Origin of the sequence: Mucilaginibacter limnophilus (assembly GCF_004005815.1) — a bacterium.
Classification (GTDB): Bacteria; Bacteroidota; Bacteroidia; order Sphingobacteriales; family Sphingobacteriaceae; genus Mucilaginibacter; species Mucilaginibacter limnophilus.
Map to the genome: position 1 here is coordinate 274,525 of NZ_SACK01000006.1, position 12,670 is coordinate 287,194.

Consider the following 12,670-nt stretch of genomic DNA (forward strand, 5'->3'; position numbering starts at 1 on the left):
TTAGCGGGTATCCCGTTTAATGATTGTTTTAGATATAAGTCTATTCAAATCAGGCTGTCCTGCATCAACCCAGGCGGAAAACCAGTAGCTGCCCGCGGCTATCATGGCCGAACGCATGCGCCGTTGTATCATTCCCTTAAGCATATTGTGATAAGCGCGGCAGTATTCAACAGAATATACTTTAACTTTTCGGTTGCCCCGCTTTTCAACAGAGTATTTCTTTGTTTCAGGAAAAGTTTTGTTAAGTATATGCTGTAAACGCAGCACGCTGTCGGCACTGCCGAATGATGAGCGGCATATCCTAAAAGCTTCGGTAAGCGGATTGTTAATGTATCTCGCCTTAGCCGGGAGCAATGTATAACTGCCGCCAAATAGCTCAGGCAATCGGCTTTCCCATAAAGCATGTATACCTTCCTGTCCGGTTAACTGTCCGTCGTGGTTTAGGGCTAAATGCAGGGGTACATGCGCATCGGCCACATAATGCGCCAGGTTAGCCGACGTGCGCAGGATTGATAAGGTATCATGTTCTTTAAACGCTTTTACCAGCCAGTAATAGTTTTGCTGTATAGTCCACGGCAAAATGCCGTGTTTCAGCATGGTGTCCCGGCCGTACCTTTTCTCAAAGTCTTTCCACTTGCGGGGAATCTTGTTAAACGGGTTTTTGCCGTACCTGTCGGCGTTGAAAAAGTGTCGCGGTATCTCGGTTGAATCAACATAGCGGCGTTTATCAGGCGTAATGGCATGCTCAACTATAAAGCCGATATTAGCTTTATAAAAGGCCGCCATTGGCTTAGGTAAGGTGTACACTGCCAGCCTGTTTATGCGGTAATGCGCAAAGTACCCCCATGACGAAAGGAAGGTGATAAGTACAAAGCCGGTGATAAGTGATAAAAGTTTACGCATACGTCAATCAATAATACAGAAATTGCCGTTAACAACGCGTTAAGTTTAATGTTGAAAAATTGCTTGTGTAATTAAAAATATACAACTATATTTGCACTCTTAAAAATTAGAAGAGTAACAAGCTATATACAATGGCAAATCATAAATCATCATTAAAAAGAATCCGTTCAAACGCTGCGAAGCGTCTGCGTAACAGGTACCAGGCTAAAACCACACGTAATGCTATCAAGAAATTAAGAGGCACAACTACCAAAGCTGATGCAACTCCGCTTTTAAGCAAAGTTATCTCTATGCTTGACCGCCTGGCTAAAAAGAATGTTATTCACAAAAACAAAGCTTCAAACAATAAATCAAAACTGACTAAGTTCGTTAACGGCTTATCATAAGGTTTATTTACCGATATTAAAAGGCGATGGGATTTTTCCTGTCGCCTTTTTTGCGTTGTACGTGAGCTGAATACATGTTATATCTTCTCGCACCTCGTCGAAATGACATAAAATTCTATTGTTTTTGTTTAGATAGGATTCTGCCAATTATAATATTCTGTAAATTCAGCTCCTGAATGGACAGATACGATAACAAAATCAGCATAAAGGCATGGGCCGAAGAAGACCGTCCGCGAGAGAAACTAAGCGGACAAGGGAGACGTTCGCTTACTGATGCTGAGCTGATAGCCATCCTGATAGGTTCGGGTAGCAGAGACGAGTCGGCTGTAGAGTTGAGCAAACGTATTCTGCACCGTTATGATAACGACCTGAACAAGTTGGGTAAAGCCACCATTGCCGATCTGTGCAAGTTTAAGGGAGTTGGCGAAGCAAAAGCCATATCAATTATCGCCGCGCTTGAGATTGGCCGCCGTCGGGCTGATACCGATATAAAAGTACTGGACGAAATTACCGCTAGCCGCGATGCTTATAACATTATGCGCAGGCACCTGGCCGACCTTAATCACGAAGAATTCTGGATAATTTTAATAAATCGGGCTAACAAGGTGATCACAAAGGAGTTGGTGAGTAAAGGCGGCCTCTCAGGTACTGTTGCCGATCCGAAGATCATTTTTCACATGGCACTGCAGCATCAAGCCAGCGCCATAATCCTTATACATAACCATCCATCGGGTAACTTAAAACCCAGCCAGCTTGATATCGAGCTAACTAAAAAGATAGCCAATGCCGGCCGCATGCTGGATATTAATGTGCTTGATCACCTTATAATTACTGATAGCGGCTTTTATAGCTTTGCTGATGAAGGTGTAATGTAATCAGAAGTCGTTCAAACAACTGCGCATGTTATGTCGTTGTTAGTAAAAGATCAAACAAAAACATTACTGCTATGATAACTCCAGATGAACAAGACGACCTGCTGCAGCCGGATGACCAGATTGGGCAAAACGACGAGCAGCCAAGCCAGCAAGACCTGCACTCTAATGGTTTTGACGATACTGTTGATGATTTTGGTGAGATAGATGAGTCGGACAGGGCAGACCAGGCCTATGATGCCGCCGAACCATCATATACGCTTAATCTCGATGATGACGACGACTCTTTTGATGAAGACGACGAATAAAAGCCTCACCCAACCCTCTCCTGAAGGAGAGGGCTTTTATATCATAGTCTCAACTATCTTTTCTCTCGTATAATTAAATCCGAAATCAGAAATCCGACTTCCGAAATCTTTATATCTTTGCCGATTATCATTCCGGCATAAATGAAGATATCATATAACTGGCTTAAACAATATATACAAACTGATAAATCGCCCGGGGAAATATCACAGATATTAACCGGTATTGGCCTTGAGGTGGAAAGCCTTGAAAAGGTACAGGCCGTTCCCGGCGGACTGGAAGGGCTGTTAATTGGCTATGTAAAAGAATGTGTTGATCACGCTAATTCTGATCACCTGCATGTTACCAAAGTCGATGTTGGCGGCGCAGAAGATCTGCAAATAGTATGCGGCGCGGCAAATGTTGCTGCCGGCCAAAAAGTTGTGGTCGCCACTGTTGGGGCCACACTTTATCCAACAGGCGGCGAGCCTTTCTCCATAAAAAAATCAAAAATTCGTGGTGAAGCATCTGAAGGGATGATTTGTGCCGAGGATGAAATAGGTTTAGGTGCCTCACATGAAGGTATTATGGTGCTTGATGCTGATGCCGTTGTTGGCACTCCCGCAAAAGACTACTTCAACCTTAATGACGATTGCCTGTACGAGATTGGTCTTACGCCCAACCGTGCCGATGCTGCTTCGCACCTCGGTACAGCGCGTGATATTGCGGCTTTCCTGAAAATCAATATTGTTAAACCGGATGTATCAGCCTTTAAAGTTGATGATACTTCGGGCACTGTTGAGGTTGTGGTTGAAAATACTGAAGCCGCGCCCCGTTACAGCGGTGTAAGCATAAGCGGCGTAGAGGTGAAAGAATCACCTGCATGGCTGAAAGAAAAGCTGGCTGTTATTGGTGTACGTCCAATAAACAATATTGTTGACGTTACTAACTATGTGCTGCATGATCTTGGTCAGCCGCTGCACGCTTTTGATGCCGATAGGATTGCCGGTAATAAAGTGATAGTAAAAACAGTTACTGAAGGCACTTCATTTAAAACCCTTGATGATGTTGAGCGTAAACTAAGCGCAAACGACCTGATGATATGCAGCGCCCAAGAACCGATGTGTATTGCGGGTGTGTTTGGTGGTATAGGTTCAGGCGTTACTGTCGAAACAAAGAACATTTTCCTGGAAAGCGCTTACTTTAATCCTGTTTGGGTACGTAAAACTGCTAAGCGTCACGGACTAAAGACAGATTCGTCGTTCAGGTTTGAGCGCGGTACCGACCCTAACAATACCGTTTATGCATTAAAGTGCGCCGCCTTGCTGATTCAGGAAGTTGCCGGAGGAAAGATAACATCCAATGTGATTGATATCTACCCTTCGCCGGTTGAACCGTTCGCTGTTGAGTTGTCATATAAAAATACCAACCGACTTATAGGTAAGAATATTCCCCACCAAGAAATAAAAGCTATAATTGAGGCGCTGGATATTGAAGTAGTGAGCGAAACAGCGGATGGTTTATCATTAAAAGTGCCGCCTTACCGCGTAGATGTTACCCGTGAGGTTGACGTTATTGAAGAGGTATTACGTATCTATGGATATAACAATATTAAAATACCGACACAAATAAGGGCATCACTGAATACTTCGCAACGCCCGGAGAGAGATACTGTACAAAACTTACTGTCAGACTTGCTAACTGCTAATGGTTTTAACGAGATATTATCAAACTCGCTTACCAAATCGGCATATTCGGAAGACCTTGACAGCGCAGTGAAAATATTGAATCCGTTGAGCAGCGATCTGGATGTTATGCGCCAGTCGTTATTGTATTCAGGTCTGGAGGCTATCGCCTACAACCAGAAACGTAAAAGCGCCGATTTAAAACTGTACGAGTTTGGCAAGGTTTACAGCATTGCCGAAGATAAATACAACGAGGTGCAGCGGTTTTCGGTATTTATTAGCGGTGCGGTGCAGGGCGAACAATGGAACGCTAAGCCAAAACAGGCTTCGTTCTATAACATAAAAGCTATCGTTGACGGCATTTTGCAAAAGCTTAACGTAAAAGACTTTACCGTAGCCGATGCAGAAGGCACCGAACTGTCTTATGGTTTGCAATACAACCGTGGCAATAAAACGCTTGTCAAGTTTGGCGCGGTAGCAGCAACTGCTCTTAAAAAGGCTGACGTTGACAAAGAAGTTTTTTATGCCGACTTTAACTTTGATACGCTGCTTACCATTGCCCGTAAAAACAAGATAGTATATAAAGAAGTATCTAAGTTTCCATCGGTAAGGCGCGACCTTTCTATGCTGGTAGATAAAGCGGTTACTTTTGAGCAGATAAAACAGATAGCACAAAAAACCGAGCGTAAGCTTTTGCAGGATGTAAATGTATTTGACGTGTATGAAGGCGACAAGCTTCCGGCAGGTAAAAAATCATACGCAGTAAGCTTTGTTTTACAGGATGCCGAAAAAACGTTGACTGACAAAGCCATTGATGCCATAATGCAGAAATTAATTTTTAACTTAGGCAAAGAAGCAGGAGCGGAAATAAGAAAGTAGGGATTGGTTAATCAGTGATTAGTGGGCAGAGTAACGTAACAACTCTCGGACCGCTAACCTCGAATTACTAAAAAAAAATGTCACAGTTAAGCGCACAATTAAACCAGGTACTTGATAAAACTGAAAGATTGATTGAATTATGCAGTGCTTTGCAGGAAGAAAACGACCTGATGAGGCTGGAAAATCAATCGCTTTCGGTGGCGTTAACTGCCAGTCGTGCCAAGACTGCCGAGGTAGAGGAGAAGCTTCGTGTACTGAAGTTAGCAAAGTCATTTTCAGACACAAACGAAAAAAGCCTTGACATTAAGCAAAAAATTAACGACTTTGTGCAAGAAATTGACAAGTGTATTGTATTGCTAAAAAAGTAGTACAAAATAGTGAATAGCTCAAATGGGAGAAATCTCAATAAAAATAAATATTGCTGACAGGGTTTACCCATTAAAGGTAAACATGGAGGAAGAGGAAATAATTAGGCGGGCAGCGAAATTGATTAACGACCGTATAAAAGAATATCAGGAAAATTATGCGGTTAGAGATAAGCAGGATCTGCTGTCAATGTGTGTATTGCATTATGCCACATCGTCGTTAAAAGCAGAGAAAAAAGTCACGGTAGAGGATACTGAAGTGGCTGAAAAGGTTTATCAGCTTGATCAATTGCTAACCGGTTTTTTCTCAAAGTAATAAACGTTCTTTACATAATTCCTGAGCGAATTAAGATATAACCGTGGTTAGATCTTGAGTTTCACTATTAAAAACTTAACGCTTCAATATCAGCGGGCAGTTGGAGGCATACGTTACTTCATTGTATTTAACGATAGCCCGGCCCAATAAAATCTGATGAGAGGTTTTTCAATACATGTCACTTAAGATTTAATTGCGGTTTTTTTTATTTATAAACTTAAAAAATGGATGTATTATATGTGATCATCGGCCTGCTGATTGGAGTAGGCATAGGTGTCGTTATAGGCAGGCTGCTGCTGCGCAAACTGTTTAAAGACCAGGAAATTTCAGCACAAAACAAAGTAAAAAAGATATTAAAAGATGCTGAAAATAATGCTGAGATATTAAAAAAGAACAAATTGCTTGAAGCCAAAGAGAAATTTTTGGTGATGAAAGCCGAGCACGAACAAGAGGTAAATAATCGTAACAACGGAATTCAACAGCGCGAAAACAGCATTAAGCAAAAAGAGCAATCGCTAAATCAGCGCCTTGAAAATGTTAACCGGAAAGAAACTGAGCTGGATAATACCCGCAAAAACCTTGAACGTCAAACTGAGATAGCTGTAAAAAAACAGGAAGAAGTTGACCAGCTTAAACATGAGCATGTTAAACAACTGGAAGCCATTGCAGGCCTTTCTGCAGAGGACGCAAAAAATCAGCTTATCGAGAATCTGAAAGAAGAAGCCCGTAGTAAAGCAATGGCTCATATAAAAGATATTGTTGACGAAGCCAAGCTTACCGCTACTAAAGAGGCCAAAAAGATAGTTATACAAACTATTCAGCGTACTGCTACCGAGGCAGCAATCGAAAACACCGTTTCGATATTCAATATTGAAAACGACGAGATAAAAGGTCGTATAATTGGTCGTGAGGGACGTAACATCCGGGCGCTTGAGGCTGCTACTGGTATCGAGATCATCGTTGATGATACTCCTGAAGCGATCATCCTTTCAGGGTTCGACCCGGTTAGGCGTGAAATTGCCCGTCTGGCTATGCACCGCCTGGTTACCGACGGCCGTATCCACCCGGCACGTATTGAAGAGGTGGTTGCCAAAACCAAAAAACAGATAGAAGAGGAGATAGTAGAAATAGGCGAGCGTACCGTTATTGATTTAGGTATTAACGGCCTGCATCCGGAATTGATTCGTATGGTAGGCCGTATGCGTTACCGCTCTTCGTACGGTCAAAACCTGTTGCAGCACTCACGCGAGGTAGCGAATTTCTGCGCTACTATGGCTGCAGAATTAGGCCTGAATGTAAAGCTGGCTAAACGCGCGGGCTTACTGCACGATATTGGTAAAGTGCCTGATGATAATCCTGAATTGCCGCACGCTATTTTAGGTATGCAGCTTGCCGAAAAATACAAGGAGCATCCTGAAGTGTGCAACGCCATTGGAGCTCACCACGACGAAATTGAAATGACCTCTATGCTGTCGCCAATTATTCAGGTTTGTGACGCGATATCGGGCGCACGTCCTGGCGCTCGCCGTGAGGTTGTAGAAAGCTATATCAAGCGCCTGAAAGAACTGGAAGACCTTGCATTGTCATACCCGGGCGTTGAAAAAACCTTTGCTATACAAGCCGGCCGTGAACTGCGCGTGGTAGTTGAAAGCGAAAAGATAAGCGATGCGCAGTCGGAAGTACTGGCAGCTGACATTTCAAACCGCATACAAACCGAAATGACCTATCCCGGTCAAATAAAAGTTACCGTGATACGCGAAACACGTTCGGTAGCATTTGCAAAATAATATTACAGCCCTTCTGTAAAAGGAAGGGCTTTCTTTTTCTTTCTCTGATAAGTGGCTAAGCAAAAACAACCTGTAAAAAGTCAGGCGACTGTAACTCCCCAGCGCGAAGTAGATAAGCTGTTTGCGCAATATGAAGCTGCGAACACGCATCCGGTAAACAAAATATTTCAATATATTTTTGTACCGCTTTTTAGCTTTGGGCTGTTTGCGCTTGTTTGGTCGCTGCCTTTTCCACACATCAATTTTCTGGGTAAATATAATGGGTATATTAATTGGGCTTCGTTCCTGCTTGCTATAGTAATCTATCTATATTACAGGTTGTCGCCGGTGTTGTCATATTTCATCCTGTTCACGCTGTTTGGCTTTAGTTATCTTATTATTAAGCTGGAGCAATTGCAAAAAGCAGGCGGCCCTGCACTATGGCAGGTGAGCCTCATCGTGTTTATAGTAGGGCTGCTGGGATATTTCGCTGCCACCATGTCTGAAGAAAATAAAGCTTCGCTCACTCAAAAACTCAAAAATCTCTTTATTGCTCCGCTATATTTCTGGCATTTGTTATGGCGTAAAGTATCTGTTAAATATTAGGCAGTTAATATTGGCTTAACATTTTGACAAACGTAAGGTAACAAGTTACTAATATTCGCCTAACATTGGGTTAATAGTTTTGCACTGAATTAAATTCAGATCAAGTGAAAAAACTATTCGCATTATTATCTGCAATAATTGTAATAACCTTATTTACAAACAATTTATTTGCACAAACCACCGGTAAAATTGCCGGTAAGGTGATCGATCAAAAAACAAACGAAACGTTAATTGGCGCCACTGTAATGATACAGGGCACCACAAAAGGTGTTGCAACCAATGTTGATGGCGATTATACCATCGCCGGCCTTGCTCCGGGAAGATATACACTGGAAGTAAAGTATGTGGGCTACCAAACCAAGGCAATATCTGATGTAGTTGTTAAAGCCAACGAGGTAACACCGCTTAGAATTACCCTTGCTGAAGCTGTATCACAACAACTGGGTGAAGTGGTTATTAAGGCAACTTACCGCCAGGCTTCCACAGCATCATTATATGCAATACAAAAAAACAATGCTTCAATCTCTGATGGTATATCATCAGAAACCATTAAGCGTTCACCGGACAGAAATACTGCTGATGTACTTAAACGTGTAAGCGGTGCTACTGTACAGGACAACAAATTTGTTGTTGTACGTGGTTTGAGTGACAGGTATAATATCGCCTTGCTTGATGGCGCCGTGCTTCCAAGCACCGAGATTAATACGAGGGCGTTCTCTTTCGACATTGTGCCTTCAGCGCTTATTGAAAATCTAACTATCACCAAAACTGCCACCCCTGATCTTCCGGGTGACTTTGCCGGCGGTGCGGTTAACATTATTACCAAGGATATTCCTGATCAAAACTTTATAACTGTAGGGATAGGCGGTGGTTATAATACTGCTTCGACTTTTAAAGATTTTAAAGGAGGCGCACGCACAGCTACTGATTATTTTGCTTTTGATAATGGCGACAAATACCTGTCATCAAAGTTCCCATCATTTGATGTGATACAAAGCGGCAGATTGACAGCTGAGCAAAATGCAATTGTTGCAAGGCGTATTCCGCTTGATTTACATACTTACAACAGTACAGCATTGCCAACACAAAACCATCAGTTTACCATTGGACGTGTAAAAGATTTTGAAAGCGGTAACAGGTTTGGCGCCATTGTAGGTTTAACTTACCGTAACTCACAAAATCTGATCAAGGACCTTAAGATTGATTATCTTGATTACCAAAACTATAATGATGATATAAGCAGATTTTCAACCAACGTAGGTGCGTTAGCAAACTTTGGTTATAGCTTTGGTAAAAATAAAATCACTTTTAAAAATATCTTCAACCGTTCTTTTGACGATCAGTATTTGGAAAGAACGGGTAGAAATATAGGACGTGGCAGTGATATCCAATACTACGCGTTTGACCTTCTTCAAAAACAACTGTTTAAAACCACTCTTGAAGGTAACCACCCTATAGGCGAAAAAGGTTCGAAAGTTAACTGGTCATTAAGCTACAGTAATGTATTAAATGATCAGCCGGATCAGCGTAAGGTAGGATATTCTAAAAACTTCAGCGATCCTGATGCAATCTACCAGGCCGATGTAACAACAGTAGGTAAGGATAACACTACCTTGTTTTCTAAATTGAATGAAAATGCTTATTCGGCTGCTGTAAATTACACACTGCCGCTAAAAATGTTCAGCCAAACTTCAACCTTCAAAGCCGGATTGAATAGTTTTTACCGCGACAGAAACTTCGATCTGCGCTTTATAGGTTTAAAGCTTAGAAATGGCTTAGAGAATGAAAGTTGGGTAAGAAGCCTTCAGGTAAGCCAGCTTTACAACAAAGCTTTGCTAAATGCTAATTATTACGAGGTTGAAGAACCTTTTGGCAATAATGACTCATATACTGCAAACTCATTTACCAACTCTGCTTATGCAATGCTTGATAATAAGATCGGCGAAAAATTGCGTGTAGTATGGGGTGTAAGGGCTGAGAAGTTCAATCTTGAGCTTAACCCCAAGTCGGAAACAATGAGAGATATTAAAAAAGATTATATCGACGTATTGCCTTCAGCTAACTTTACCTACAGTGTAACAGAAAAAACAAACCTTCGTGCTTCATACTATCGCACATTGGCTCGTCCTGAATTCAGGGAATTGGCTGAAACGCAGATATACGACTACGAGTTGCTACTGATCCGTCAAGGTAATCCTGACCTGAAACGCACGCAAATAGACAACTTTGATCTTCGTTATGAACTTTACCCATCAGCAGGACAGATTATATCTGTATCGGCTTTTTACAAAAACTTCAACAATGCTATTGAGGCGTACAACAACGATGTGACCTCTACCCGTATGATCACATACTTCAATCCGGAGAAAGCCTATTTATACGGCGCGGAGTTTGAGGTTCGCAAAAGTTTAGAGTTTATTAACCCGGCTGATTTTATGAAGAATACTACAATTTATGCTAACGTAGCAATCATAAAATCGAAAGTAGAAAATCCGTCAGACGGCAGCTTAAAATTCCAGGAGTCAGGAAGGCCGATGGTTGGGCAGGCACCGTATGTAGTTAACGCAGGCTTGCAGCATAGCTTTCTTGATAACAAATTAAACTTCAGCGCTTTGTATAATAAAGTTGGTCGCCGGTTATATCTGGCAGCGGGTGTTAACGTACCAAGCGTTTGGGAAGCGCCACGGGATGTAGTTGATCTTCAGTTAAGCACAAAACTGTTAAAAAACAAAGGTGAACTTAAGTTTAACGCAAACGACATACTTAACCAACGTTTCTCATACTATTTTGATGGTAACGGCAGCAAGAAGTACGATGCTGACGACGAAACGCTTAGAAGCTGGAGAATGGGTGCTAACTACTCATTTACTTTCACCTATACTTTCTAAGGTTAATTGAATATTAACTGATTGGGGTTATAATTCATATTTATTTAAAAATGGCATAACCATAAGTTTAACCTGGCTTTACACTTTTGGGGCATAGATTTAAAAACAAGAAAATGAAAAAAACTTTATTAATGGCTGCGTTTAGCGCGATTGTGTTGATAACGAGCTGCTCGAAAAAGGAGGATGACGGAGATATAGTAATCCCGCCACCAACTGAAGAAGAAGGCGACGTTGTACAAGTGAGTGGCGACATTACTGCAAGTACTAACTGGACAGCAGATAAAATTTACCTGTTAAAAGGCAACGTATTTGTGACCAATGGTGCTACCTTAAAAATTGCTGCAGGTACAATTATTAAAGGTGACAAGCCAACAAAAGGTGCCCTTATTATTACCCGCGGTGCTAAAATTGATGCACAAGGTACTTCTACTAACCCAATCGTTTTCACATCAAATGCTGCTGCCGGCGCTCGTGAAGAAGGTGACTGGGGCGGTGTTATCCTTTTGGGTAAAGCGCCAAACAACGGTGGTAACTCAGTGCCTATTGAAGGTATATCTGATGCTACTGATAAAGGTAAACACGGCGGTGACGATCCGCATGATAACTCAGGCATAATGAAATATGTACGTATTGAGTATGCTGGTATTGCTTTAAGCCCTGATAACGAGATAAACGGTTTAACTTTTGGTAGCGTTGGTGATGGTACTACTATTGATTACATCGAAGTTTACCGTTCTGGTGACGACGCTTACGAGTGGTTTGGCGGTACTGTTAACGCGAAACACTTATTAGCTATTGATACCTGGGATGACGATTTTGATACTGACAACGGTTTTTCAGGCCACGTTCAGTTTGGTTTAGCTCAGCGTTTAGCTGCTACTGCCGACGTATCCGGCTCAAACGGTTTCGAATCAGACAACAATGCTACCGGTACAAATGCAACTCCGCAAACATTAGCTGTTTTCTCAAACATGACTATCTTAGGTCCACGTGAGGTGTTAGAGAAAGGCCCAAGCATTAACGCGAGCTTTCAGCACGGTGCTCAAATCCGTCGTAACTCATCTATCAGTATTTTAAACTCTGTTATAGTAGGTTATACTGAAGGTGTGTTTTATGACGATGCATTGCCTGCTTCACCTGATGTTAACAATTCATCAAACAACCTGTTAGTTGACGGTACTTCAGTATTTGAAAACAACATCGTTGCATCATCAAACAGCAAAAGCAACCAAATCAAAGCATCAAGCCCTGCAGTATTGGCAACATTAACAACTTGGTTAATGGATAAAAATACTTTCAGTCCTGATCTGTTTGCAGCTGGTATTTATACTGATCCGTATAAATTCTCTCCTGATATTGCTCCTGCTGCCCGTGCCGGTGTACCTAACTTTGTTCAAATCAATGGTTCACCTGCTGCAACCGGTGCTGCATTCACCAACGCGAAATTAGGTGATGCTTTCTTTGATAAAACTGTTACTTTCAAAGGCGCTTTCGGTAGCGAAAACTGGGCTCAGGGTTGGGCTAATTTCAACCCACAAGCTTTAGCTTACACTACCCCTGGTTCTGTAACAAACTAATAAGAATTTTATTTTTGAGTAGTCCTGAAATAGGTTGACTATTTTTGATTGCACAACATTGATAAAAAAGCTCAAACATCCACTAAAGATGTTTGAGCTTTTTTGTTGTAAGATTTAAGTCTGATTTCTTTTTGCTGATGCA

At 41.8% G+C, this 12,670-nt stretch carries 11 protein-coding genes; 10 read left to right on the forward strand and 1 reads right to left on the reverse strand.

The window, feature by feature from the left end; genetic code table 11:
• Nucleotides 1-903, reverse strand: coding sequence for a zinc dependent phospholipase C family protein (locus tag EOD41_RS14720; RefSeq protein ID WP_240663419.1), 903 nt, complete (start codon nt 901-903; stop codon nt 1-3).
• A 131-nt stretch (nt 904-1,034) separates the two neighbouring features.
• Between EOD41_RS14720 and rpsT the strand changes: the two genes are divergently transcribed.
• The 10 genes from rpsT to EOD41_RS14770 all read left to right on the forward strand — a co-directional run bounded on the left by rpsT (nt 1,035) and on the right by EOD41_RS14770 (nt 12,528).
• Nucleotides 1,035-1,289, forward strand: coding sequence for a 30S ribosomal protein S20 (gene rpsT, locus EOD41_RS14725; RefSeq protein WP_078346819.1), 255 nt, complete (start codon nt 1,035-1,037; stop codon nt 1,287-1,289).
• A gap of 176 nt (nt 1,290-1,465) precedes the next feature.
• Complete coding sequence (radC, locus tag EOD41_RS14730; protein ID WP_127706243.1) at nt 1,466-2,164, forward strand: RadC family protein; 699 nt, start codon at nt 1,466-1,468, stop codon at nt 2,162-2,164.
• Between the two features lie 71 nt (nt 2,165-2,235).
• Nucleotides 2,236-2,469, forward strand: a complete 234-nt coding sequence (locus tag EOD41_RS14735; protein ID WP_127706245.1) for a hypothetical protein — start codon at nt 2,236-2,238, stop codon at nt 2,467-2,469.
• A gap of 141 nt (nt 2,470-2,610) precedes the next feature.
• Nucleotides 2,611-5,010 (forward strand): phenylalanine--tRNA ligase subunit beta, encoded by a 2,400-nt coding sequence (gene pheT / locus EOD41_RS14740; protein WP_127706248.1) that lies wholly within the window; start codon nt 2,611-2,613, stop codon nt 5,008-5,010.
• Between the two features lie 77 nt (nt 5,011-5,087).
• Nucleotides 5,088-5,378 carry a hypothetical protein gene (locus tag EOD41_RS14745; RefSeq protein WP_127706250.1) on the forward strand — a complete coding sequence of 97 codons (291 nt, stop codon included), beginning with the start codon at nt 5,088-5,090 and terminating at the stop codon, nt 5,376-5,378.
• Nucleotides 5,379-5,400: 22 nt separating this feature from the next.
• Nucleotides 5,401-5,691, forward strand: a complete 291-nt coding sequence (locus EOD41_RS14750; RefSeq protein ID WP_127706252.1) for a cell division protein ZapA — start codon at nt 5,401-5,403, stop codon at nt 5,689-5,691.
• A gap of 224 nt (nt 5,692-5,915) precedes the next feature.
• Nucleotides 5,916-7,478: a ribonuclease Y gene (gene rny, locus EOD41_RS14755; protein ID WP_127706254.1), complete on the forward strand. Its 1,563-nt coding sequence runs from the start codon at nt 5,916-5,918 to the stop codon at nt 7,476-7,478.
• Nucleotides 7,479-7,529: 51 nt separating this feature from the next.
• A complete protein-coding gene (locus EOD41_RS14760; RefSeq protein ID WP_127706256.1) occupies nt 7,530-8,063 on the forward strand; it encodes a DUF962 domain-containing protein in 534 nt (177 codons plus the stop codon).
• A 104-nt stretch (nt 8,064-8,167) separates the two neighbouring features.
• A complete protein-coding gene (locus tag EOD41_RS14765; RefSeq protein WP_127706258.1) occupies nt 8,168-10,951 on the forward strand; it encodes a TonB-dependent receptor in 2,784 nt (927 codons plus the stop codon).
• 113 nt (nt 10,952-11,064) lie between these two features.
• On the forward strand, nt 11,065-12,528 hold the full coding sequence (locus EOD41_RS14770) for a hypothetical protein (RefSeq protein ID WP_127706260.1): 1,464 nt from the start codon (nt 11,065-11,067) through the stop codon (nt 12,526-12,528).
• Nucleotides 12,529-12,670 lie beyond the last annotated feature (142 nt).

Bases quoted from the DNA above. Each gene is read 5' to 3' on its own strand.
- EOD41_RS14720 (WP_240663419.1), bottom strand. From the start codon at position 903: ATGCGTAAACTTTTATCACTTATCACCGGCTTTGTACTTATCACCTTC.
- rpsT (WP_078346819.1), top strand. From the start codon at position 1,035: ATGGCAAATCATAAATCATCATTAAAAAGAATCCGTTCAAACGCTGCG.
- radC (WP_127706243.1), top strand. From the start codon at position 1,466: ATGGACAGATACGATAACAAAATCAGCATAAAGGCATGGGCCGAAGAA.
- EOD41_RS14735 (WP_127706245.1), top strand. From the start codon at position 2,236: ATGATAACTCCAGATGAACAAGACGACCTGCTGCAGCCGGATGACCAG.
- pheT (WP_127706248.1), top strand. From the start codon at position 2,611: ATGAAGATATCATATAACTGGCTTAAACAATATATACAAACTGATAAA.
- EOD41_RS14745 (WP_127706250.1), top strand. From the start codon at position 5,088: ATGTCACAGTTAAGCGCACAATTAAACCAGGTACTTGATAAAACTGAA.
- EOD41_RS14750 (WP_127706252.1), top strand. From the start codon at position 5,401: ATGGGAGAAATCTCAATAAAAATAAATATTGCTGACAGGGTTTACCCA.
- rny (WP_127706254.1), top strand. From the start codon at position 5,916: ATGGATGTATTATATGTGATCATCGGCCTGCTGATTGGAGTAGGCATA.
- EOD41_RS14770 (WP_127706260.1), top strand. From the start codon at position 11,065: ATGAAAAAAACTTTATTAATGGCTGCGTTTAGCGCGATTGTGTTGATA.